At 69.9% G+C, this 23,181-nt stretch carries 22 protein-coding genes; 13 read left to right on the forward strand and 9 right to left on the reverse strand.

What is annotated here, in order from left to right:
* Nucleotides 1-91 precede the first annotated feature (91 nt).
* The 4 genes from ACFT4A_RS23660 to ACFT4A_RS23675 all read left to right on the forward strand — a co-directional run bounded on the left by ACFT4A_RS23660 (nt 92) and on the right by ACFT4A_RS23675 (nt 4,359).
* On the forward strand, nt 92-2,200 hold the full coding sequence (locus ACFT4A_RS23660; protein WP_382833119.1) for a SpoIIE family protein phosphatase: 2,109 nt from the start codon (nt 92-94) through the stop codon (nt 2,198-2,200).
* A gap of 58 nt (nt 2,201-2,258) precedes the next feature.
* The gene (locus ACFT4A_RS23665) at nt 2,259-3,107 is read left to right on the forward strand and encodes a Scr1 family TA system antitoxin-like transcriptional regulator (RefSeq protein WP_382833121.1); all 849 of its coding nucleotides are present in this window, start codon (nt 2,259-2,261) and stop codon (nt 3,105-3,107) included.
* Nucleotides 3,085-3,378 (forward strand): DUF397 domain-containing protein, encoded by a 294-nt coding sequence (locus ACFT4A_RS23670; protein WP_382833123.1) that lies wholly within the window; start codon nt 3,085-3,087, stop codon nt 3,376-3,378. Before ACFT4A_RS23665 ends, ACFT4A_RS23670 begins: the two co-directional genes overlap by 23 nt.
* A 108-nt stretch (nt 3,379-3,486) precedes the next feature.
* A complete protein-coding gene (locus ACFT4A_RS23675; protein ID WP_382833125.1) occupies nt 3,487-4,359 on the forward strand; it encodes a Bro-N domain-containing protein in 873 nt (290 codons plus the stop codon).
* 82 nt (nt 4,360-4,441) lie between these two features.
* Here ACFT4A_RS23675 and ACFT4A_RS23680 read toward each other — a convergent pair whose 3' ends face one another.
* On the reverse strand, nt 4,442-5,413 hold the full coding sequence (locus ACFT4A_RS23680) for a pirin family protein (RefSeq protein WP_215120220.1): 972 nt from the start codon (nt 5,411-5,413) through the stop codon (nt 4,442-4,444).
* A 183-nt stretch (nt 5,414-5,596) separates the two neighbouring features.
* Nucleotides 5,597-7,096 carry an MFS transporter gene (locus ACFT4A_RS23685; RefSeq protein ID WP_382833127.1) on the reverse strand — a complete coding sequence of 500 codons (1,500 nt, stop codon included), beginning with the start codon at nt 7,094-7,096 and terminating at the stop codon, nt 5,597-5,599.
* 167 nt (nt 7,097-7,263) lie between these two features.
* Here ACFT4A_RS23685 and ACFT4A_RS23690 point away from each other — a divergent pair, with 167 nt between their 5' ends.
* Entirely contained in the window at nt 7,264-7,995 is a 732-nt protein-coding gene (locus tag ACFT4A_RS23690) for a TetR/AcrR family transcriptional regulator C-terminal domain-containing protein (protein ID WP_382833128.1), read from the forward strand.
* Between the two features lie 5 nt (nt 7,996-8,000).
* On the opposite strand, the gene ACFT4A_RS23695 is transcribed toward ACFT4A_RS23690, so the two are convergent.
* Complete coding sequence (locus ACFT4A_RS23695; RefSeq protein ID WP_189727101.1) at nt 8,001-8,468, reverse strand: SseB family protein; 468 nt, start codon at nt 8,466-8,468, stop codon at nt 8,001-8,003.
* A 191-nt stretch (nt 8,469-8,659) separates the two neighbouring features.
* On the opposite strand from ACFT4A_RS23695, the gene ACFT4A_RS23700 reads away from it, so the two are divergent.
* The 3 genes from ACFT4A_RS23700 (at nt 8,660) to ACFT4A_RS23710 (ending at nt 12,231) form a co-directional block, all read left to right on the forward strand.
* A complete protein-coding gene (locus ACFT4A_RS23700) occupies nt 8,660-10,501 on the forward strand; it encodes an acyl-CoA dehydrogenase (protein WP_382833130.1) in 1,842 nt (613 codons plus the stop codon).
* Between the two features lie 86 nt (nt 10,502-10,587).
* Nucleotides 10,588-11,886, forward strand: coding sequence for a M18 family aminopeptidase (locus ACFT4A_RS23705; RefSeq protein ID WP_382833131.1), 1,299 nt, complete (start codon nt 10,588-10,590; stop codon nt 11,884-11,886).
* Nucleotides 11,887-11,985: 99 nt separating this feature from the next.
* Nucleotides 11,986-12,231, forward strand: a complete 246-nt coding sequence (locus ACFT4A_RS23710) for a DUF6458 family protein (protein WP_382833133.1) — start codon at nt 11,986-11,988, stop codon at nt 12,229-12,231.
* A gap of 21 nt (nt 12,232-12,252) precedes the next feature.
* Here the strand turns inward: ACFT4A_RS23710 and ACFT4A_RS23715 are convergent, their stop codons facing one another.
* The 3 genes from ACFT4A_RS23715 to ACFT4A_RS23725 form a co-directional block, all read right to left on the reverse strand.
* On the reverse strand, nt 12,253-14,058 hold the full coding sequence (locus tag ACFT4A_RS23715) for an NHL domain-containing thioredoxin family protein (protein ID WP_382833135.1): 1,806 nt from the start codon (nt 14,056-14,058) through the stop codon (nt 12,253-12,255).
* Nucleotides 14,059-14,070: 12 nt separating this feature from the next.
* Complete coding sequence (locus tag ACFT4A_RS23720) at nt 14,071-15,345, reverse strand: recombinase family protein (RefSeq protein WP_382833137.1); 1,275 nt, start codon at nt 15,343-15,345, stop codon at nt 14,071-14,073.
* A gap of 68 nt (nt 15,346-15,413) precedes the next feature.
* Complete coding sequence (locus tag ACFT4A_RS23725) at nt 15,414-15,806, reverse strand: cupin domain-containing protein (RefSeq protein ID WP_382833139.1); 393 nt, start codon at nt 15,804-15,806, stop codon at nt 15,414-15,416.
* Nucleotides 15,807-15,858: 52 nt separating this feature from the next.
* Between ACFT4A_RS23725 and ACFT4A_RS23730 the strand changes: the two genes are divergently transcribed.
* Both ACFT4A_RS23730 and ACFT4A_RS23735 read left to right on the forward strand, forming a co-directional pair.
* Nucleotides 15,859-16,851: a GlxA family transcriptional regulator gene (locus ACFT4A_RS23730; RefSeq protein ID WP_382833141.1), complete on the forward strand. Its 993-nt coding sequence runs from the start codon at nt 15,859-15,861 to the stop codon at nt 16,849-16,851.
* Nucleotides 16,848-17,339 carry an LURP-one-related/scramblase family protein gene (locus ACFT4A_RS23735; RefSeq protein ID WP_382833142.1) on the forward strand — a complete coding sequence of 164 codons (492 nt, stop codon included), beginning with the start codon at nt 16,848-16,850 and terminating at the stop codon, nt 17,337-17,339. The genes ACFT4A_RS23730 and ACFT4A_RS23735 overlap by 4 nt, the downstream gene beginning before the upstream one ends.
* A gap of 21 nt (nt 17,340-17,360) precedes the next feature.
* Here the strand turns inward: ACFT4A_RS23735 and ACFT4A_RS23740 are convergent, their stop codons facing one another.
* Nucleotides 17,361-18,182, reverse strand: a complete 822-nt coding sequence (locus ACFT4A_RS23740; RefSeq protein ID WP_382833144.1) for a carbon-nitrogen family hydrolase — start codon at nt 18,180-18,182, stop codon at nt 17,361-17,363.
* Between the two features lie 193 nt (nt 18,183-18,375).
* Here ACFT4A_RS23740 and ACFT4A_RS23745 point away from each other — a divergent pair, with 193 nt between their 5' ends.
* Both ACFT4A_RS23745 and ACFT4A_RS23750 read left to right on the forward strand, forming a co-directional pair.
* Entirely contained in the window at nt 18,376-19,200 is an 825-nt protein-coding gene (locus tag ACFT4A_RS23745) for a maleylpyruvate isomerase family mycothiol-dependent enzyme (protein ID WP_382833146.1), read from the forward strand.
* 145 nt (nt 19,201-19,345) lie between these two features.
* Nucleotides 19,346-20,086, forward strand: coding sequence for an SAM-dependent methyltransferase (locus ACFT4A_RS23750; RefSeq protein ID WP_382833148.1), 741 nt, complete (start codon nt 19,346-19,348; stop codon nt 20,084-20,086).
* Nucleotides 20,087-20,092: 6 nt separating this feature from the next.
* On the opposite strand, the gene ACFT4A_RS23755 is transcribed toward ACFT4A_RS23750, so the two are convergent.
* Both ACFT4A_RS23755 and ACFT4A_RS23760 read right to left on the reverse strand, forming a co-directional pair.
* Entirely contained in the window at nt 20,093-21,388 is a 1,296-nt protein-coding gene (locus ACFT4A_RS23755) for a nitrate/nitrite transporter (RefSeq protein WP_382833150.1), read from the reverse strand.
* Nucleotides 21,385-22,035: a GntR family transcriptional regulator gene (locus ACFT4A_RS23760; RefSeq protein ID WP_382833151.1), complete on the reverse strand. Its 651-nt coding sequence runs from the start codon at nt 22,033-22,035 to the stop codon at nt 21,385-21,387. Before ACFT4A_RS23760 ends, ACFT4A_RS23755 begins: the two co-directional genes overlap by 4 nt.
* Nucleotides 22,036-22,254: 219 nt before the next feature.
* On the opposite strand from ACFT4A_RS23760, the gene ACFT4A_RS23765 reads away from it, so the two are divergent.
* A complete protein-coding gene (locus ACFT4A_RS23765; RefSeq protein ID WP_382833153.1) occupies nt 22,255-23,154 on the forward strand; it encodes a D-alanyl-D-alanine carboxypeptidase family protein in 900 nt (299 codons plus the stop codon).
* Nucleotides 23,155-23,181 lie beyond the last annotated feature (27 nt).

Raw genomic sequence — 23,181 nt, forward strand, 5'->3', positions numbered from 1 at the left:
GGCAGGGCAAGATCGGCTCTCCACAGTTAACGATCGAGCACACTTCGGTCTTCGGTGGCAGTCTGCGATCCCCTCTTCTTAAAGTAGGGCAATGCGCACTGGCGAGCCCCTGCCCGCCGTGGGGGAGGCCCTCGCCGCCCTCGCGACCGGCCTATGGCACTGGGACACCGCTACCGGGCTGGTCACGGTCGACGCCGAGGCGGCACGGCTACTCGGGCTGCCCGCCGAGCAGGTCAGCCTCACGGAGGCGCAGGCCAGGGCCCGGCTGCACCCGGTCGACTGGAACGAGATCACCGGCGTGGTCCAGCTCGCCGTCGCCGAGGGCACCCTCGCCGAGGTGCGGATCCGCGTCATGGACGAGCAGGGCCGGATCGTCCGCGTCGTCCGCAGCCGCTCCAAGCCGTCCTTCGACCGGGTCCACAAGGCGTACCGGCTGATCGGCACGCTCCAGGAGGTGACGGAGCCGACGCCGGGCACCGCGGCCGGGCGCAGCGCGGTCACCGGTGACTGGCGGCGCTCGCGGGAGGCGTTCCTGCTGGACGCGGGCCGGGCGCTGGCCGAGGCGCGCTCCACGCAGGAGGTGCTGCGGGTCACGGCCAATCTGTCGATGCCGGGGTTCTCGCCGGACGGGCTCGCGGTGTTCGGCGTGGCGGGCGACCGGCTGACGATCATCGGCCACCACGGGCAACAGATGGGCGACGAGAGCCCGTTCTCGGACATGCCGCTGGACACGGACTACCCGGCCGCCGAGGCGGCGCGCAGCGGCCGGGCCGTGTATCTGTCCTCCCCGGAGCAGTACAAGGCCCGCTATCCGCTGACCTGGCCGCTGGCCGAGCGCTTCGGCCGCCGCTCCTGGGCGTTCCTGCCGCTGACCGTGGCCGGCCGCACGATGGGCGCGTGGATGGCCGCCTTCACCTACCCGGTCGCCTTCACACCGGACGAGCGGTCCGTGCTGGCGACGGTGGCGCGGATGCTGGCGCAGGCCCTGACCCGGGCGGGCGTGGCCGAGAGCGAACGGGCCCTGACCGACGGGCTCCAGCGCACGATGCTGCCGAGGCTCGGTTCGCAGCGCATCCCGGGCATGAGCCTCGCCGCCCGCTACGTGCCCACCGGCGGCGGACTCCAGGTCGGCGGCGACTGGTACGACGTGATCCCGCTGCCGAACGGGCGGTTCGCGCTGGTCATCGGCGATGTCCAGGGGCATGACGTCCATGCGGCGGGCCTGATGGGCCAGCTGCGGATCGCCCTGCGGGCCTACGCCTCGGAGGGCCACCGGCCGGACGCGGTGCTGTCCCGTGCCGCCCGCTTCCTGCACGGCATCAGCGACGAGGACTCGTCCGACCCGCGCTTCGCGACCTGCGTGTACGTCGAGGTCGACCCGGCGACGGGGGTGCTGGACATCGCCCGTGCCGGGCACCCGGACCCGGCGTTCCGGATGGCCGACGGCACGGTGCTGACCCGGCCGACGTCGGGCGGCCTGCCGCTCGGCATCGACCCGGACGCGGACTACCCCACGACCCGGCTCGCGCTGGAACCCGGCGAGACCATGCTGATCTGCACGGACGGCCTGATCGAGACCGGCGGCCACGACCTGGACACCGGCTGGCGGCGGCTGCGCGTGATCCTCGAGGAGCACAAGGGCGACCTGGAGGAACTCGCCGACACCCTCGTACAGGCCGTGCACGGCCCGTCCTCGCACCACACCACCGGCCCGCTGGCCGACCGCCGCGAGGACGACATCGCGATGCTGCTGCTCAGCCGGGAGGGCGACGGCTGCGGGTGCGGCGACACCCTGACCGCGGAGCGCCCGGTGCGGCGTACGGTGCTGACGGTCGCGCAGGCCGAGCCCGAGCGGGTCGCCGCGGCCCGGCAGCAGCTGCGCGAGCTGCTGCACGACTGGTCCTCGCAAGACCAGGTCGACTCGGCGGTGCTGCTGCTGTCCGAGCTGCTGACGAACGTCCTCGTGCACACCGACTCCGACGCGCTGCTCGTCGCCGAGATCACCGGCGCGGTGGGGGAGCGGCGGCTGCGGATCGAGGTCACCGACGGCGGTGACGACCTGCCGCACATGCGCAGACCCGGCGAGCTGGCGTCCTCCGGCCGCGGCCTGGTCCTGATCGAACTCCTCGCGCACGCCTGGGGCGTGGACCCACGCGGCGAGAGCAAGTCCATCTGGTTCGAGCTCTACGAGTCGCCGTAGCCCACCGATCTCACTTTTCGCATCCACGCCATTACTGTGCGCGGCTACCGTTGACGGAATGACAGGTCGAACGGGGCCCCGGGGCAGGCAGTCCAACGAGCAGCGCTACGGCGACGAGCTGCGCCGCAGACGCGAGACGGCGGGCCTGACCCAGGGGGAACTGGCCGAGATGGTCGTGTGCTCGCCGTCCCTCATCGCCCACTACGAGGCGGGCCGCCGCACCCCCAACCCGGCGGACGCGAAGCGCCTGGACCAGGTGCTCGGCACGGACGGCTTCTTCGAACGCTGGCGGGACACCCTCGCCAAGGCCCGTTTCGCGGAACACTTCCAGGAGGCGGCGGAGGCGGAGCGGCTTGCCGTGTTCATCGAGGAGTTCGCGGTTTCCCTGGTGCCGGGGCTGTTGCAGACGAAGGCGTACGCGCGAGCCGTGTTCCGCGGTTTCCGGCCCCACGCCACGGCGGACGACATTGACAGGAAGGTCGTCAACAGGCTGGAGCGTGCCCGCATCCTGGAGAACCCGGAGACCCCGCGCGTGTGGGCGATCCTGAACGAGGCCGTCATCCGGACCGTGGTCGGCAGCCCGGCCGTCATGGCCGAACAGCTCAGGCACATCGCCCGGTTGGGGCGCTCCGGCCGGGTCCTGGTCCAAGTGGTCCCGTTCAGCGTGGGAATCCACGCGACCATGAACAGCATGGTGAGCCTGATGCGTTTCGCCGATGCACCTGACATGGCGTACGTAGAGGCGCTGTACACCGGTTCACTGACCGACGATCCGTCCCTGGTCCGCCGTTACCGCGACGCATACGATCTGACCAGGGCCGCCGCACTGCCACCGGAGGCGTCCCTCGACCTCATCGAATCGGCGGCGGAGGGCTACGACGACCATGAGCGCCCACCACATCCCTGACGCGTCAGCCCTCACCGCCTGGCGCAAGTCCACCCACAGCGGCGGCGACAACGGCGACTGCGTGGAAGTGGCCGACGCACGCCTCAACGCATCCACCCTGACCGGCTGGCGCAAGTCCACCCACAGCGGCGGCGACAACGGCAGCTGCCTGGAGGTCGCCGACGGCCACCCGGACCTCACCCCCGTCCGCGACAGCAAGAACCCCACCGGCCCGGCGCTGCTCTTCGGCGCCGCCGCGTGGTCGGCGTTCGTCGAGGACGTGAAGGGCTGACGCCGTCGACAGAATCGATGCGTCTGTCTACTTTCAGGTGAACATCTTTACTATCGCGGCGAGTTGCACCTTTCTCGGGCCTACGTTCCGAGGCGGAGGTGATGCTCGATGAACGAGCAGAACAACTCGCGCAAAGACGCGATCGACATCAACGACTTCGTGTACGCGGCCACAGGGGCACGCGTGCGGAGGCTGACGATGCCGGACGGGACGCACTGGTTCCCGGCCGTCGACGTCTGTAAGGAGCTGGGGTACACGACTCCCCGGAAGGCGCTCCTCGACCACGTCCCCGAAGAGAACCGAGAGAATATCGAGACAGTGACTGGAGGTCACTCTCTCAGCGTTCCCGCAGGTCGGGGATGGCGGCGAGACATGAACCTCGTCGACCTCCAGGGTCTGATCCGCTTGGTCAACGGCTGCACCAAACCGGAGGCCCAGCCCTTCAAGACCTGGGTCTCCGAAGTCATCGCCACCATCCAGCGCGACGGCTCCTACTCCCTGGAACCGGCCCCCGTACAACCCGCCGCTCCCACCGCCCCCACCGCCTACGCCGTACCCCCGCAGCTCGCCGACGCCCTCGTCCGGCTCGAAGAGCGCGGCACCCGGACGGACGCGGCGCTACGGCAGATCGACGACAAGCAGAACACGATCGTCGAGATGCTCCGCGACATCACCAAGACGCTGCGCCGCTCCGACGACCGCACCCGCCCCGTCCAGGCCCCGGAGCTGACACCGCAGCAGCTTCTGGCCAACTGGAAGGCCAGGAACCTCGTCGTCACCGAGGACGTCCACGCGGTGGCCGCCCACCTGGCGCCGGCGCTGCTGCACGGCGGCGCCGGTTACAGCGCGGAGGAGATCTCCGTCTGCACCGGGCTGTCGACCGACCGCGTCCACGACAGCCTTGAGCTGCTGTCCGAGCAGGAATGCGTGCGACAGGTGGGACGCGCCCCGAACGGCGCTCCGTTCTACGTGCTGCCGTAGCAACACCGACAAGACAGGCCCGAAGTCGCAACTCGAACTTGCGGCTTCGGGCCTTGTCGTACCGTACCCGGCTCAGCGGCGCTTAAAGGCCGCCCTCCGTCATTCCGTGCACGGCCGGGATCGTGCCCAGCCGGCCCTTCTGGAAGTCCTCGAACGCCTGCTGGAGTTCCTCACGGGTGTTCATGACGAACGGGCCGTAGTGGGCCATGGGTTCGCGGATCGGCTGGCCGCCGAGCAGGACGACCTCCATGTCCGGCGTGTTCGAGTCCTGCTTCTCGTCCGCGCGGACGGTCAGCGAGGAGCCCGCGCCGAAGACGGCCGTCTGGCCCGTGTGGACCGGGCGGCGGTCGGCTCCGACGCTGCCCCGGCCGGCCAGGACGTACGCCAGGCCGTTGAAGTCCTCACGCCACGGCAGGGTCAGCTCCGCACCCGGCGCGAGGGTCGCGTGGACCATCGTGATCGGGGTGTGCGTGACGCCCGGGCCCGCGTGCCCGTCCAGCTCACCGGCGATGATCCGCAGCAGCGCCCCGCCGTCGGGCGTGGTGAGCAGCTGGACGTTGCCACCCCTGATGTCCTGGTACCTCGGCGCCATCATCTTGTCCTTGGCCGGGAGGTTCACCCACAGCTGGAGGCCGTGGAAGAGCCCGCCGGACATGACGAGATGCTCCGGTGGGGCCTCGATGTGCAGCAGGCCCGAGCCGGCCGTCATCCACTGGGTGTCGCCGTTGGTGATGGTGCCGCCACCACCCTGGCTGTCCTGGTGGTCGAAGATCCCGTCGATGATGTACGTGACGGTCTCGAAGCCGCGGTGCGGGTGCCAGGGCGTGCCCTTCGGCTCACCCGGCGCGTACTCCACCTCGCCCATCTGGTCCATCATGATGAACGGGTCGAGATGACGGTAGTTGATCCCCGCGAACGCCCGGCGCACCGGGAAGCCCTCGCCCTCGAAACCGCTCGGAGCGGTCGTGACGGCGAGCACGGGACGTGCCACGGCGTCGGTCGGCGCGGTCACGCGGGGCAGCGTCAACGGGTTCTCGACGGTCACTGCAGGCATGTCGGTTCCTCCTCGTGTACGCCCAAGTTTAGTTGAGCGTTGAACTTCCTGCCACCCCAAACAGAGAAAACCGGGAGGGCATTCCCAGCGGAGGACGGCCCGAACCCCGGAAGACCGACATGGACACCGGCATGACGGAAGGCCGACACCCCGAAGTGGGGTGCCGGCCTTCGTCCGCCGAGGTCAGGCAGCCAGCCGGTGATCCTCATTCTCGGCCCCGGAGGGCTCGGCCTTGCGGTCCCGCATCACCAGCGTGGCCACCACGGCCGCCGCCAGGACACCGATCGCGCTGATCGTGAAGGTCGTCGACATCGAGGCGGTGAAGGCCTCGCGGGCCGCCCGGACCAGGCCCGTGTCGCCGCTGGCGACCGCCAGGGCCCCGCCGATCGACTCCTTCGCCTGCTCGGGGGCGCCGGCCGGCATCGCGTCGGCGTAGCCGCTGGAGAGCAGGGAGCCGAGGATCGCGATACCGAGGGCGGTGCCGGACTGCTGGATGGTGTCGTTGAGGGCCGAGCCGACGCCCGCCTTGTCCTCGGGGATGGTGCCCATCAGCGCGGCCACCGCGGCCGGCATGGCGAGGCCCGCACCGAGGCCCAGGATCCCGAGCGCCACGGCCGGGACCGTGAACCCGCTGTCGGCGCTGAGCGTGGTCAGCAGCCCGAAGGAGGCGGCCATCAGCAGCATCCCGGCGAGGATGACGACCCGGTTCCCGGCCTTCACGGCGAGCTGGGCCCCGGCGGCGTTACCGGCCAGCGCGGCCACGGCCAGCGGCAGGAAGGCCAGGCCCGCCTTGACGGCGGAGTAGCCGAGCACGAACTGGAGGTACTGGGTCAGGACCAGCAGCAGGCCGGCGTTGCCGATCTGGACGAGCGACAGGGAGAGCGAGCCCCCGCTGAAGTTGCGGTTCTTGAAGAGGACCAGCGGGACCATCGGCGAGGCGGTGACGTTCTCCCAGATCACGAAGCCGGCCAGGGCGGCCACCGCGACGGCCAGGACCAGCAGGGAACGGCCTTCGAAGGCGCCGTGCTGCGGGATCTCGATGATCCACCACACCAGGGCGGTCATGCCCACGGCCGACAGCACCGCGCCCAGCGGGTCCGGCTTCTGCCACGGCGCCTTGGACTCCGGCATCAGCAGCACACCGGCCAGCAGCGCCAGCGCGACGATCGGGACGTTGATCAGGAAGACGGCCTGCCAGGCGAAGTGGTCGATCAGCACACCGCCGAGGACCGGGCTGCCGACCAGCCCCAGCATCGACACCGAGCCCCAGGCCGCCATCGCCTTGGGCCGCTCGTCCTCCTCGAAGACGGTGATCAGGATGGACAGCGTCGACGGCATGATCAGCGCACCGCCGACCCCCATCACGATCCGCACCGCGATCAGCTCACCCGGCGTGGAGCAGAACACCGCCCCCAGCGAGGCCGCCCCGAAGAGCATCAGGCCGATCAGCATCACCTTCCGGCGCCCGAACCGGTCCCCCAGGCTTCCCGAGGTCAGCAGCAGTCCGGCGAAGACCAGGATGTAGGAGTCGAGGATCCACTGCATGCTCTGGGCGCTCGCCCCGATGTCCTCGGTCAGCGTGGGCACCGCCACCGTCAGCGCCATGTTGTCGACGACCAGCACGAGCGTGCTGAGGCAGAGCACCACCAGGATCCACCAGCGGCGTGGATTACGAGCGTCCATTTCCGTTTCCCCTCCCGCGAACACCGTTCCTTCGATGCGCACACTGTACGCACATCGGAACAGTGTGCGCAACCCTTGAGTTCTGTACGCTGAATGCGCACGCTGTTCGCACCAAAGAGCCGAGGTCCGGCAGGAGGACTCACGATGAGCAGCAGGAGGAACTCGCGATGAGCAGGACGAAGGACAAGAACCCCATCCCGTCCGTATGGACCCGCGAGCAGCGCCGCTCCGACCAGCCCGCGCTCAGCAGGGACGCGATCGTGCGGGAGGCGATCGCGATGCTCGACGCCGACGGCATCGAGGCGCTCAGCATGCGCAAGCTCGGCGCCCGCCTGAACGCCGGCGCGACGTCCCTCTACCGGCACGTCGCCACGAAGGACGAGCTGATGGAGCTGGCGGTGGACGAGGTCGCCGCCGAGATCCACGTCCCGCAGGCCGGCGGCCCCGACTGGCGCGCGGCGGTGACCGAGGCCGCGGGATCCTTCCGTACGACGGCGCTACGGCACCCCTGGCTGACCCTGGTCCTGGGCCAGGCCGGGCTCGCCTACCTCGGGCCCAACTACATGACCTTCTCCGAGCGGCTCGCGGCGCTGTTCACCGCGGCGGGATTCCCCGAGCCGAGCCGCGCGATCGACGCGGTCTTCTCGTACGTCATCGGCATGAGCACCACGGAGGCCGCCTGGCTCACCACGGTCGCCCGCTCCGGCGAGACCGAGTCGGAGTTCGTCGCCCGGCTGCTGCCCGCGGCCCGGGAGGCCTCCGCCGAATACGACCACCTGGCGGCAGCCGACGCCAGGAACGCCGGCCAGGCCATCGACCCCGCCCGGATCCGGGACGACAAGTTCACCTACGGCCTGGAGGTCGTCCTGGACGGCCTGGCACTGCGCCTGCCGAAATAGGCAGGTCAGCCGCCATACATACGGCGCATCGCGAACTCGACCATCTGCTCGACGGCCTTCGCGTCGAACACCATCCGGTGCTCGCCCTCCATGTCGAGGACGAACCCGTAGCCGGTCGGCAGCAGGTCCAGCACCTCGGAACCGGTGATCACGAAGTACTTGGACTCCTTGCCCGCGTACCGGCGCAGCTCCTTGAGCGTGCTGAACATCGGGATCACCGGCTGCTGGGTGTTGTGCAGCGCGAGGAAGCCGGGGTTGTCGCCGCGCGGGCAGTAGACCTTCGACGTCGCGAAGGCCTGCTGGAAGTCCTCGGCGGCCATCTGCCCGGTCGTGAACGCCCGCACCGCGTCCGTGAGGGAGGGCGGGGACGGCTCGGGGTACAGCGGCGGCTGCTGCCCGTACCCGCCGGACATCGGCTGCTGCGGAGGGGCGTACTGCGCTTGCGGGCCCGCTGTCTGGTCGTAGCCGTACATGGGCGCAAGCGTACCGAGAGCGGGGCTCCGTGCCTCCACGATGCCGGTATGAGCCACGCGTCACAGATGACCGGTTCGGGGTTGCTTCTTATTACCGACGGGTAGCATCATCGTAGCTACTTGTTGGTACGTGAACTAGCGCGAGGATCCAGTGCCTCGCCGATCTCTCTACGGAGCCGGGAGCCGTCGCCATGGGGCACTACAAGTCGAATCTCCGCGACATCGAGTTCAACCTCTTCGAGGTACTCGGGCGGGACAAGGTGTACGGCACCGGTCCGTTCGGGGAGATGGACGTCGAGACCGCGAAGAGCATCCTGGAGGAGCTGACCCGTCTCTCGGAGAACGAGCTGGCGGAGTCCTTCATCGACGCCGACCGCAACCCGCCGGTCTTCGACCCGGAGACCAACACCGCGCCGGTCCCCGCGTCCTTCAAGAAGAGCTACCAGGCCTTCATGGACTCCGAGTACTGGCGCCTCGGCCTGCCCGAGGAGATCGGCGGCACCACCTCGCCCCGCTCCCTGATCTGGGCGTACGCCGAGCTCATCCTGGGCGCCAACCCGGCCGTGTGGATGTACTCCTCGGGCCCGGCCTTCGCCGGCATCCTCTTCGAGGAGGGCAACGAGGTCCAGAAGCACATAGCCAAGTTCGCCACGGAGAAGCAGTGGGGCTCCACGATGGTGCTCACCGAGCCCGACGCGGGCTCCGACGTGGGCGCCGGCCGCACCAAGGCCGTGCAGCAGGAGGACGGCTCCTGGCACATCGAGGGCGTGAAGCGCTTCATCACGTCCGGTGAGCACGACATGTCGGAGAACATCCTCCACTACGTGCTGGCCCGCCCCGAGGGCGCCGGCCCCGGCACCAAGGGCCTGTCCCTCTTCCTCGTCCCGAAGTACCTCTTCGACTTCGAGACCGGCGAGCTGGGCGAGCGCAACGGCGCCTACGCCACCAACGTCGAGCACAAGATGGGCCTGAAGGCCTCCAACACCTGCGAGATGACCTTCGGCGACCAGCACCCCGCCAAGGGCTGGCTGATCGGCGACAAGCACGACGGCATCCGCCAGATGTTCCGCATCATCGAGTTCGCCCGCATGATGGTCGGCACGAAGGCGATCTCCACGCTCTCCACGGGCTACCTGAACGCGCTGGAGTACGCCAAGGAGCGCGTCCAGGGCCCCGACCTGGCGAACTTCATGGACAAGACCGCGCCCAAGGTCACCGTCACCCACCACCCCGACGTGCGCCGCTCCCTCATGACGCAGAAGGCGTACGCGGAGGGCATGCGCGCCCTGGTGCTCTACACGGCCTCCGTCCAGGACGAGATCCAGGTCAAGGAGGCCGCGAGCGAGGACATCTCCGACCTGGAGGCCCTGAACGACCTGCTGCTGCCCATCGTCAAGGGCTACGGCTCCGAGAAGGGCTACGAGCAGCTCGCCCAGTCGCTGCAGACCTTCGGCGGCTCCGGCTTCCTCCAGGAGTACCCGATCGAGCAGTACATCCGGGACTCCAAGATCGACACCCTGTACGAGGGCACCACGGCGATCCAGGGCCAGGACTTCTTCTTCCGGAAGATCGTCCGCAACCAGGGCGCCGCGCTGAACTCCCTCGCCGAGGACATCAAGAAGTTCCTGGCCCTCGGCACGGGCGGCGAGGAACTGGCCGGTGCCCGCGAGCACCTCGCCAAGGCGGCCGTCGAGCTGGAGGCCATCGTCGGCCTGATGCTCACCGACCTCGCGGCCACCGAGCAGGACGTCAAGAACATCTACAAGGTGGGCCTGAACACCACCCGCCTGCTGATGGCCTCCGGTGACGTCGTCGTCGGCTACCTGCTGCTCAAGGGGGCCGCGGTCGCCGCCGAGAAGCTGGAGACGGCCACCGCCAAGGCTGTGTCCTCCAAGGACGTGGCCTTCTACACCGGCAAGATCGCCGCGGCGAAGTTCTTCGCGGCCAACGTCCTGCCCGGCGTCACCCTGGCCCGCAAGATCGCCGAAGGCGTCGAGCTGGACCTGATGGAGCTGGACGAGGCCGCGTTCTAGTCCTCCGCCACCTCTCTCCGTCTCTCTGTTCGAGGGCCTGTTCTCTTCCCCGGGAACAGGCCCTCGTCCGTCGTTAAGGTGAACCCATGAGCGAACCAGCCCGCTTCGACCGCGGCCACACCGACGACCTCATGACCTTCCTGGCGGCGAGCCCGTCGCCGTACCACGCCGTGGCGACCGCCGCCGAGCGGCTGGAGAAGGCGGGCTTCCGGCAGGTCGCGGAGACGGACGCCTGGGAGGGGACGAGCGGCGGCAAGTACGTGCTGCGCGGCGGCGCGATCGTCGCCTGGTACGTGCCGGAGGGCGCCGCGCCCCACACGCCGTTCCGGATCGTCGGCGCCCACACCGACTCCCCCAACCTGCGCGTCAAGCCGCTCCCCGACAGCGGGGCGCACGGCTGGCGCCAGGTGGCCGTGGAGATCTACGGCGGACCGCTGCTCAACTCCTGGCTGGACCGCGACCTTGGCCTCGCCGGCCGGCTGACCCTGCGCGACGGCTCGACGCGCCTGGTCGACGTCGACCGGCCGCTGCTGCGCGTCCCGCAGCTCGCCATCCACCTGGACCGCTCGGTGACGGCGGACGGACTCAAGCTCGACAAGCAGCGGCACCTGCAGCCGATCTGGGGCCTCGGCAACGACGTCCGCGACGGCGACCTGATCGCCTTCCTGGAGGAGACGGCCGGCCTCCCCGCGGGCGAGGTCACCGGCTGGGACCTGATGACGCACTCCGTGGAACCGCCCGCCTACCTGGGCCGCGACCGCGAACTGCTGGCCGGCCCGCGCATGGACAACCTGCTCTCGGTGCACGCCGGCACGGCGGCCCTCGCGGCCGTGGCCTCCGGCGCGTCGAACCCGGCGTCCATCCCGGTCCTGGCCGCCTTCGACCACGAGGAGAACGGCTCCCAGTCGGACACCGGCGCGGACGGGCCGCTGCTCGGCAACGTGCTGGAGCGGTCGGTGTTCGCACGCGGCGGCTCCTACGAGGACCGGGCCCGCGCCTTCGCCGGCACGGTCTGTCTGTCCTCCGACACGGGCCACGCCGTCCACCCCAACTACGCGGAGCGGCACGACCCGACGCACCACCCACGTGTCAACGGCGGCCCGATCCTCAAGGTCAACGTCAACAACCGCTACGCCACGGACGGTTCGGGCCGCGCCGAGTTCGCGGCGGCCTGCGGGCAGGCGGGCGTGCCCTTCCAGTCCTTCGTCTCCAACAACTCCATGCCCTGCGGCACCACGATCGGCCCGATCACCGCCGCCCGGCACGGCATCAAGACCGTCGACATCGGCGTGGCCATCCTGTCGATGCACAGCGTCCGCGAACTGTGCGGCGCCGACGACCCGTTCCTCCTCGCGAACGCGCTGACGGCGTTCCTGGAGCGGTAGCCCGAGAGGCGGAACGAGGCGTCACCGCATGGGTGTTGCCTACCGGGGTACCCGGTGTGCGGGCCGGAAGGACCGGGCCGTACAGGGAGGCGACACAACATGGGCCTCGGCGGATGCATCATCCTCATCGCCGTGGGAGCCATCCTCACGTTCGCGACCGACTGGGACATGCAGGGGGTCAACCTCGACCTGGTCGGCATCATTCTGATGATCGTCGGACTGATCGGCGTCACGACGTTCAGCAGTATCGCCAGGCGCCGGCGCGTGGTGGTGCCCCCCACGACGCCGGTCGCGAACGACGGACGGCACCCGCGCGACGGCTACAGCGACGGATACGGGGTGTGACGCCCAGGAAGATCCGCCGGATCAGGCGTCCATCCCGGCCAGCACCAGCGGCAGCCGGTCCGTCCCCGCCTCCGTGAGGCGGACGGGTACGCCCCAGTCCTGCTGGTGGACGTGGCAGGCGGGGTACTCGTTGGCCGGGTCGTCGTCGCAGGAGGCGGCCATCGCGGAGACGTGCAGCACACCCTCCTTCACGGCAGGGTCGAGGTCGAGGGCGCGGGAGAGGTCTGTTCCCGCGCCCTCGCCGCTGCGCAGCAGCTCCGGCGGGGTGGACGAGACGAGCAGACGCGTCGAGGGCCCGTAGCGGGTGTCCAGCTTCTGGCCCGCCGGGGCCTGGAAGATCACGTCCAGTCGGAGTCGCCCGGCGGTGACCTCGGTGGCCTCCCGCTGCGTGCGGTGGGCCACGTCCGGCACCCGCACGGCCTCCTCGGGCAGCCGCAGCCGGGTCAGCCGGTGCCGGGCCGATTCCACGACCACGATGTCGTCGCCGGCGAGCACCGCGTCGCTGGGCTCGCGCAGGTCCGTGGCCAGGGTCGTCACCTCACCGGTCGCCGGGTCGTAGCGGCGCAGGGCGTGGTTGTACGTGTCGCAGACCGCGACGGACCCGTCCGGCAGCGCGGTGACACCCAACGGGTGCTGCAGCAGGGCCTGTTCGGCGGCGCCGTCCCGGTGCCCGAAGTCGAACAGGCCGGTGCCGACGGCCGTGTGGACCGAACCGTCCGGCTCCACCCAGCGCAGGGCCGACGTCTCGGAGTCGGCCAGCCAGAGCCGCTCCGGTGTCGCGGCCAGCCCGGACGGCTGCGCGAACCAGGCCTCGCCGCCCGGCCCGTCCACCAGCCCCTCGTTGGTGGTCCCGGCGGCGACGGCCACCGTGGCGTCAGCCGGGTCGTACACCCACAGCTGATGCACACCGGCCATGGCGATCCAGATCTTCTCCTGCCACCAGGCGACGTCCCAGGGGGAGGAGAGGTCGACCTCGCGGGCCGGGCCCGAGGTGGGTGAGCCCTGCCACCACTGCCGGCCCGTGCCGGCGAGGGTGGTGACCTCGCCGGTGGTGAGGTCCAGCCGCCGCAGCGCGTGGTTGACGGTGTCGGCGACGACCACGGAGCCGTCGTCGAGCAGGGCGATCCCCTGCGGCTCGTTGAAGGCCGCGGTGCCTTCGCCGCCGTCGGCGAACCCGCGCGCCCCGGACCCGATCCTGCGCACCACGCTCTCGCCGTCCTCGGCGAGCTCCACCAGCTGATGCCGGGTGGTGTCGCTCACCAGGTAGTTCCCCGACGGCAGCGGCACGGCCTTCCCCGGGAACCGCAACGCCGTCGGCTCCGGCTCCGGCGCCACGTACGGCCCGTCCCCGCGCCGCAGCGTGCCCTTGGCGGCGTGCTCGGTCTCCAGCTCCTCGACCAGCCGCTCAATGGCGTGCACATGCCCCTCACCGGCGTGCTGCGCGACCACATACCCCTCGGGGTCGATCACGACGAGCGTCGGCCAGGCCCGCACGGCGTACTGCTTCCACGTCGAGAGTTCCGGGTCGTCGAGCACCGGATGCTCCACCCCGTACCGCTCCACGGCATCGACGACCGCCTGATGCTCGGCCTCGTGCACGAACTTCGGCGAGTGCACCCCGATGACGACGACCGTGTCCCGGTGCTTCTCCTCGAGCTCTCGGAGCTCATCCAGGACGTGCAGGCAGTTCACGCAACAAAATGTCCAGAAATCAACAATTACGACCCGGCCGCGGAGCTCCGCAAGGCTGAGTTCCTTGTCCCCTGTGTTGATCCATCCGCCCTTGCCGATGAGCTCGGGGGCACGGACAGGTGCACGCTTTGCCATGACCCCAGCCAATCACACCTGGTGGGAGGCTCCTCCGTGCGATCCTTCGGCAGCCCAGACGATCCGAAGCCGCTTGTCCGGCTCGAACCGTCGGCCTCTCCCTTCAGCTCTGGTGACCCAAACTCTCTCCACCACTTCGGACAGCAGCGCCCGCTTCCGCGGAATGTCTCCGTCGTTCCACTCCGCCGCCACCCCCGGTTGTCGGATGAGCACCGCAGCCACTACGGCCGCTTCGACGCTGATGGCCATCGCCCGTGCTCCCGGGCAGGTGTGTCCCAACCGCACGCCCTGGCACACGTACGACGTCCCGTTCCTGCTCATGCGCGCTCCACAGCCCTCGACATCGCAGTACAGCAGTCCGGTCAGCAAGTGGGCCGGTCCCCGCACAGGCCGCTTCACGCCGTCGCCTCGCAGGCGGGTTCTGGATTCCAGTTCCGCGACGATCCGCTGTTGTTCCTCCAGAGTGACAATTCCTTCGCCGACCATGACCGGTTGCCCCGTCTGCGGATCCAGACAGGGCCGGACAACGCCTGTGTACCTGCGGCAGTCGCGCTTCTCGTCCCACACGGTCTCCGTTTCGGGCAGCAGTCCGGCGAAGGCCGGGGCCCGGAGCAGTTGAGACAGTGACCCCACTTGCCAAAGACCTCCTCTGGGCGCGGCGATCTCATATTCATTCAGCAGCCTGGCGATCTTCACCAGCGGGCGGCCGGAGAGGGCCTCGTCCGCGATCAGGCGTGCGTACACAGCGGACTCGGGGTCGGGCGTCAGCTGCCCCGACGCGGCGTCGACGCGGAGTCCGTAAGGCGGCTGTCCTCCGATCCACCGCCCCCGGCTGCGCAGGTACTGCTTGGCATGCCGGATGCGTTCACCCTGGGTCTCCGCCTCGGCTCGTGCCCACTCCGACAGGGAGGCCATGGCGAGCCTGTCTCCGGGCGAGCTCGAATCCAGGCCATCCATGACGGAGACCAGTCGGCTGTGGTTCAAGTCGAACTCGTCCAGAAGGGGTCCGACTTCCGCTGTGCCCTTGCGACTGAGGCGATCCAGCTTCCACACGATCAGCGTCCGGACAGCGCCTGAGGTCACAGCCGCTCTGGCACCCTCGAAGCCCTTGCGGGTCACGTCCTTGTAGCCGGAGCGGCCCCGGTCGACGTGTACCTGGCGAACCACCAGCCCGTTCCGAGCGGCCCAAGCACGGCAGTCGGCTTCCTGCCGCTCGATGGCAGTCTTTCCCTCCCGGTCCACGGAAAGCCGTAAGTACAGGTCGGCGCTGATATCCGGTTGCCTCATGTCCCCTCCCAGAGTTGCTCACTCTGTGAACGAACATGAATGTCAAAGGTAATGAGCTTCCGTGACTGTCAGGTCATCGCATGCCCCGTCGTGGCGTCCACATGGTCCGGGAGCTCGTCGTGACGGTCGCCGACAGTGAGGGTGCCGGTGGGTTCGAACATGAGGATCGCGGTCGGGACGGGCGCGTACGGCTTGTGTTCGGTGCCGCGCGGGACCGCGAAGACGCTGCCCCTGGTAAGCACGACCGTGCGCTCTCCGGCCGTCTCGCGCAGGCCGATGTGCAGTTCGCCGTCGAGCACGAGGAAGAACTCGTCGGTGTGCTCGTGGACGTGCCAGACGTGTTCGCCCTCGACCTTCGCGACGCGGACGTCGTAGTCGTTGACGGCGGTGACGATGCGAGGGCTCCACCGCTCGGAGAAGGAGGCCAGGGCGTGGGCGAGGAAGACGGGTTCCTGGGTCATGGGGGGATCCTCCGGGGTGCCCTACGTCCCGCACGAGTGCTAGGAATCGCACATGTCGCAAGGATCCTCGCACCGCCCGCACCGGGTCGTCCTGCTGGTGGACGAGAACTCGAACCCCTTCGAGATGAGCTGCGCCATCGAGATCTTCGGGCTGTCCAGGCCGGAGCTCGGGCGGGAGCTGTACGGCTTCCGGCTATGTGCCGCCACACCGCACACGCGCATGCGGGACGGCTTCTTCACCCTGACCGGGGTGGCCGGGCTGGAGGCCGCCGAGGAGGCGGACACCCTGATCGTGCCGAACCGGCCCGACACGGGTACGCCCCGGGCGCCGCGTGTCCTCGACGTCGTACGACGGGCACACGCGCGTGGTGCGCGACTCGTCGGGTTCTGCTCGGGTGCGTTCACGATCGCTGAGGCCGGGCTGCTGGACGGGCGCCGTGCGGCCTGCCACTGGATGTGGGCGGAGTCGTTCCGGGCGCGGTTCCCGCAGGTCGGGCTGGAGCCGGACGTGCTGTTCGTGGACGACGGCGACATCCTCACCGCCTCCGGCAGCGCCTCGGCGCTGGACCTGGGACTGCACGTCGTACGGCGTGACCACGGCGCCGAGATCGCCAACCACGTCTCCCGGCGACTGGTGTTCGCCGCGCACCGGGACGGCGGGCAGCGGCAGTTCGTGGAACGGCCGGTCCCGGACGTCCCGGACGAGTCCTTGGCCCCGCTGCTGGCCTGGGCGCAGGAGCGGCTGGGCGAGCCGCTGACGGTGGCGGACCTGGCCGCACGCGCGCGGGTCAGCGCCGCCACGCTCCACCGCCGCTTCCGCTCCCAGCTGGGGACGACACCACTCGCCTGGCTGACCGGGGAGCGCGTCGCGCTGGCCTGCCGGCTGATCGAGCGGGGCGAGGAACGGCTGGACGTGGTGGCGGCCCGGAGCGGGCTCGGTACGGCCGCCAACCTGCGCACGCGCCTACGGCGGGCGACCGGACTCAGCCCGTCGGCCTATCGTCGGCGTTTCGGACTGGGCCGCGGGGAAGCCCTGGTCTCATGAGATTCCTCGTGTACGACCGGCTTCTCGGTTTCGGTGACGACTACTGGATCGAGGACGAGCGCGGCAGCAAGGTGTTCCTCGTCGACGGCAAGGCGCTGCGGGTGCGGGACACCTGGGAGCTGAAGGACGTCCAGGGGCGTGTGCTCGTCGACATCCATCAGAAGATGCTCGCCCTGCGCGACACGATGGTGCTGCAGCGGGCCGGGGAGCCGCTGGCGACGATCCGCAGGAAGCGGCTGTCCCTGCTGCGCAACCACTACCGGGTGGCCCTGGCGGACGGCAATGAGCTGGATGTGAGCGGCAAGATCCTCGACCGGGAGTTCGCCGTCGAGTACGACGGTGAGCTGCTGGCGGTGATCTCCCGGCGCTGGCTGACACTGCGGGACACCTACGGCGTGGACGTCGTCCGTGAGGACGCGGATCCGGCGCTGCTGATCGCCGTGGCGGTGTGTGTCATCCATCTCGCGGAGAAGGAACGGGAGGACTGAGGTCCTGAGGCGGTCGCGGTCCTACGGCCTGCGCGGGGGCTCCAGGCCCAGCAGGCGGTCCTTCAGTGCCGGGAACTGCTCGCGGGTCGTCGCGACCTTCCCCGGGTCGAACTCCACCGTGAGGACCTCCTCGTCGGCGCCGGCCTCGGCCAGCACCTCGCCCCACGGGTCGACCACGATCGAGTGACCGGCCTGGGGAACTCCGGCATGCGTACCGGCCGTTCCACACGCGACGACGAACGACTGGTTCTCGACGGCCCGCGCCTGGGCCAGCAGCGTCCAGTGGGACCGGCGGCGCTCCGGCCAGCCCGCCGACACCACGAGCGTCTCGGCACCGGCGTCGACGAGACCGCGGAAGAGTTCGGGGAAACGGAGGTCGTAGCAGGTGGACAGGCCCAGGACGGTCTGCGGCAGACGCACCGTCACCAGTTCGGCACCCGCGCCCATCAGCACGGCCTCACCCTTGTCGAAGCCGAAGCGGTGGATCTTGCGGTAGGCGGCGGCCAGGTCGCCGGAGGGGGAGAAGACGAGGGAGGTGTTGTAGAGCGGTCCGTCGCCCGCGGCGGAGCCGCTGTCGGATGCGGTGCGCTCGGGGACGGAGCCCGCGTGCAGCCACACGCCCGCGTCGCTCGCGGCCTTCGCCATCGCCTCGTACGTCGGCCCTTCGAGCGGCTCGGCCTCGCGCCCGAACTCCTCGTAGGCGAACGCACCCGTGGTCCACAGCTCCGGCAGGACGACGAGATCGGCACCGGCCTGCTCCCGGACGAGCGACGCCACCCGCCGTCGGCGCGATTCGACCGATTCGCCCTCATCTACGGCGATCTGGATCACAGAGGCGCGCACACTACCACCGTCCTGGCATTCGACCCGTCCACATGGGCTTCCCCCCGGGCCTACGATCGTCACACGAAAGCACTGCCGGGGTGCCTCACAGCAGCGTAACTTAGCTGCCAAGACACCCGCCGACAGCCGCCACCTCCCACTGGCAACGCCGCCACCACCTGCCCGTGCACCGACCGCCGAGGGGTCCCGTTCCGTGAGTCTGCATCCCACCCTCCAGCCCTACGCCGACGCCTGGACCCACTCCATCGATGCGATATCCGAGCTGCTCCAGCCGCTCGCGGAGGCCGAGTGGAACCGGCGGACGCCGTGCCCCGGGTGGTCGGTGCGGGACGTGGTCTCCCATGTCATCGGCCTGGACTGCGAGATGCTCGGCGACCCGCGCCCCATCCACACCCTCCCGCGCGACCTCTTCCACGTGACGAACGACCACCAGCGCTACATGGAGATGCAGGTCGACGTCCGCCGTCACCACACGTCGCCGGAGATGACCTCCGAGCTGGAGTACGTGATCATCCGCCGCAACCGCCAGCTGCGGAACGAGTCGCGTGACCCGGGCACGAAGGTGCGCGGCCCGCTGGGCACGGAGCTGACCCTCGAGGAGTCCGTGCGGCGGCACGCCTTCGACGTGTGGGTGCACGAGCAGGACCTGCGCGCGGCCCTCGGCCGGCCCGGCAACCTCGACTCCCCCGGCGCGCACGTCGCCCGTGACGTGCTGCTCTCCGAACTCCCGCGCGTGGTCGCCGAGAACGCCCAGGCGCCGCGCAGCTCGGCCGTCGTCTTCGATGTGCACGGCCCCCTCGAGTTCCTGCGCACGATCCGCGTCGACATCCAGGGCCGCGGCACCCTCGAAACGGCCCCCGCCCTGGGCCCCGCCGCGACCCTCACCCTCGACTGGGAGACCTACGTCCGCCTGGCCTGCGGCCGCGTGACGCCGGAGGCGGTGTCCGACCGCCTCAAGACGGAGGGCGACCCGGACCTGACGGCGGCGATCCTGCACAACTTCACGGTGACGCACTAAGACTCAAGCGCGCCGCTAGGGGCGGCACGGGTGGGCGCAGCGGCACCCCGCTCCGCCGAGCTGCGCACCCACCCGGCCCCAGCCCCAACTCCCCGGGCCCGAAAACCCCATGCCTTGAGCCCACCACCCCCGTAGCGTCCCGCCCATGACCACAACCCCACCCCGCCACACCCGCCTCACCTTCCACGGCCCCCTCTCCGAAACAAGGGCCGACCAACTCGTCACCCGCCTGTCCGCCAACACCCCCACCAGCGTCCTGGACATCGGCTGCGGCTGGGCCGAACTCATGCTCCGCGTCCTGGCCGCCACCCCGGACGCCACCGGAACCGGCATGGACATCGACACGGAAGCCCTGGCCCGAGGCCGCCAGGCCGCCACCGCACGCGGACTTGCCGACCGGGTCCGTCTCGTCGAGGGATCCGCGACCGAGACCCCCCACGACCCGGCCGACCTCGTCCTGTGCCTCGGCGCGAGCCAGGCCCTCGGCGACCGGCTCCCCGAGGCGCTGAAGGAACTCCGCCTACGCGTCGCCGACGGCGGTCGGGTCCTGCTCGGTGAGGGGTTCTGGCAGCGCACCCCGACCCCGGCCGAACTGTCCGGCATGTGGCCGGACGCCGCCGTGACCGACCACCCCGACCTCGCGTCCCTCGTGGACCTGGCGATCGAGGCCGGGTTCAGGCCGGAGTGGACGGAGACCGCGAGCCTCGACGAGTGGGAGGAGTTCGAGTCGGCGTACCTGGCGGACGTCGAGGTGTGGCTCGCCGGGCATCCCGGGCACCCGCTCGCGGCCGAGACCAGGGAGCGCGCCGACCGGCACCGTGCCCGGTGGCTGACGTACCGCGGTGTGCTGGGGCTGGCCTACCTCACGCTCGTACCGGCCGCCTGACACCCGTCACGCCGGTACGTGCACCGTCTCCACCCGGCTCGCCACCAGGCGTTCGCGCTCGCGTCGGGCGGCCCGCCCGCGCAGACGCAGGATCTGGCTGACGCCGAGGGCCTGGAGCACGAACACCGCCGAGAAGGCGATGCCGTAGTCGTCTCCGGTGGCGTCCAGCAGGACACCGACGGCGAACAGCGTGGTCATGGAGGCCACGAAGCCGCCCATGTTGGTGATGCCGGAGGCGGTGCCCTGCCGCTCGGGCGGGTTCGCCGGGCGGGCGAAGTCGAAGCCGATCATCGACGCGGGCCCGCACGCCCCGAGGACCGTGCACAGCGCGATCAGCAGCCACATAGGGGCGTGCTCGCCGGGGTAGGCCAGTGTCGCCGCCCACAGGGCCGCCGTCGTGCCGACCGTGCCGAGCGCGATGGGCAGGCGCGCCTCGTGGTGCCGGGCGACGATCTGGCCGTAGATCATGCCCACGCCCATGTTCGACAGCACGACGAGCGTGAGGAGTTCACCGGCGGTGGCGCGGGACAGCCCCTGTGCCTCGACGAGGAACGGCAGGCCCCACAGCAGCAGGAAGACCATCGCCGGGAACTGGGTCGTGAAGTGCACCCACATGCCGAGCCGGGTCCCCGGCTCCCGCCAGGAGGCGGCGATCTGGCGCCGTACGTAGGCCGCGCCCTGGTGCGGGAGGGGTTCCGGCTCGTGGCCCTCCGGGTGGTCCTTCAGGAACAGCAGTACCAGCACGAACACCACGGCTCCGGCGACCGCGCTGCCCGCGAACGCGGCCGTCCAGCCGATGCCGTGCAGCAGCCGGGCCAGGACGAGCGTGGAGACGAGGTTGCCGGCCATGCCCACCAGGCCCGAGAACTGGGCGACGAGCGGCCCGCGCCGGGCCGGGAACCACCGGGTGCCCAGCCGCAGCACGCTGATGAACGTCAGCGCGTCACCGCAGCCGAGCAGCGCCCGGGAGGCGAGGGCCATGCCGTACGACGGGGAGAACGCGAAGCCGACCTGCCCGGCCGTGAACAGCACCGCCCCGAGGGCCAGCACCTTCTTGGTGCCGAGCCGGTCCACGAGCAGGCCGACGGGTATCTGCATGCCCGCGTAGACCAGCAGCTGGAGGATGGAGAAGGTGGACAGGGCGGAGGCGTTGACGTGGAAGCGGTCGGCGGCGTCGAGGCCGGCCACGCCCAGGGACGTGCGGAAGATGACCGCGACGAAGTAGACCGAGACGCCCGTGCCCCAGACGGCCAGGGCCCGCCGGCCGCCCGGAGGATCGCCCGGCAGTATGCCGGCACTCATCGGACCTCCCCCCGCGCCAGGTGCGAGAACCAGCTGACGTGGCGGTGGACGAGTCCGACGGCCGCCTCGGCGTCCCCGGAGCGCAGTGCTTCGAGGATCTCCTCGTGTTCGGTGAGGGTCTTGGCGATCCGGTCGGGGTGGGAGTGCAGGACGGCGACGCCCATGCGCAGCTGGCGGTCGCGCAGTTGGTCGTAGAGGCGGGAGAGGATCTCGTTGCCGCCGCTGCGGACGATCTCGGCGTGGAAGCAACGGTCGGTGACGGCGGCCGCGGCCAGGTCTCCGGCGGCGGCCTGCTCCTTCTGCCGGGCGAGGAGCGCTTCGAGGCGCTCGATGAGCCCGGGGGGCGCGGGCACGGCCTTGCGCGCCGCGTGTTCCTCGACGAGCAGCCGGGTCTCCACGACGTCGGCGATCTCCTGCGCGGAGACGGGCAGCACGAGGGCGCCCTTCTTCGGGTAGAGCCTGATCAGTCCTTCGACCTCCAGCCGGAGCAGCGCCTCGCGCACCGGGGTGCGGGAGACCCCGACGGCTTCGGCGAGTTCGCCCTCGGTGAGCAGGGTCCCGCCCTCGTAGCGGCGCTCCAGGACGCCCTGCTTCACGTGGGTGTACACACGGTCGGCGGCGGGAGGGTGCTTCACGGCCAGGGTCATGCCGACAGCATAGATACAACAGGTACGCATGGATGTATCCGTCCAGGATGCGGACTCACGCGGCCTCGAATGTCACACGTCTGTGGCAAAGGGCGGGTCCCCCTCGGCAACGGCACAACCAACTGTGCTAGTTACGAGTCAGACACGTGCGGCTCCCCTTCCCCTCGTCCTCAATTCGGCCGCACGCCTGGGGCATTCAACGCAATCGGGGTACTTCACTTGATAACCGGCATTAAGGGCACCCGTCTCCGTAGAGCCGCGGCCGTCGCCGTCACCACCGGCGCCATGCTCGCGACCGGAGCCCTCACCGTTGCGCCGGCGCAGGCCGCCACGGCGCCCACGATCGCCGCCAAGGGCGGCTACGTGATGAACAACGCGACCGGCAAGTCGCTCTACACCAAGGCTGCCGACACGCGTCGCTCCACCGGCTCGACCACCAAGATCATGACGGCCCTGGTGGTGCTGAAGCAGTCGAATCTCAACCTGGACAGCAAGGTCACGGTCCAGAAGGCGTACAGCGACTACATCGTCGACAACAACTGGGCGTCGAACGCCAAGTTGATCGTCGGCGACAAGGTCACCGTCCGCCAGCTGCTGTACGGGCTGATGCTGCCGTCCGGCTGCGACGCGGCGTACGCGCTCGCCGACAAGTTCGGCTCGGGCTCGACGCGGGCGGCGCGCGTGAAGTCGTTCATCGGCAAGATGAACACCACGGCCAAGAACCTGGGTCTGAAGAACACCCACTTCGACTCGTTCGACGGCATCGGCAACGGCAGCAACTACTCCACGCCGCGCGACCTGACGAAGCTCGCCAGCAACGCCATGAAGAACTCCACGTTCCGCACGGTCGTCAAGACGAAGAAGTACACGGCGAAGACGACCACGAAGTCCGGCGGCACGCGGACGATGGCCGCGTGGGAGAACACCAACCCGCTGCTCGCGAGCTACACCGGCGCGATCGGCGTGAAGACCGGTTCCGGCCCGGAGGCCAAGTACTGCCTGGTCTTCGCGGCCACGCGGAACGGCAAGACGGTCATCGGCACGGTCCTCACCTCGACCAACTTGACCACGCGCAAGACGGACGCGACGAAGCTGCTCAACTACGGGTTTGTTATTTAGTTCTGATAGTGTATTGTGTCTTTAGGA

Source organism: Streptomyces sp. NPDC057099 (genome assembly GCF_042671245.1).
GTDB classification, from domain to species: domain Bacteria; phylum Actinomycetota; class Actinomycetes; order Streptomycetales; family Streptomycetaceae; genus Streptomyces; species Streptomyces purpurascens.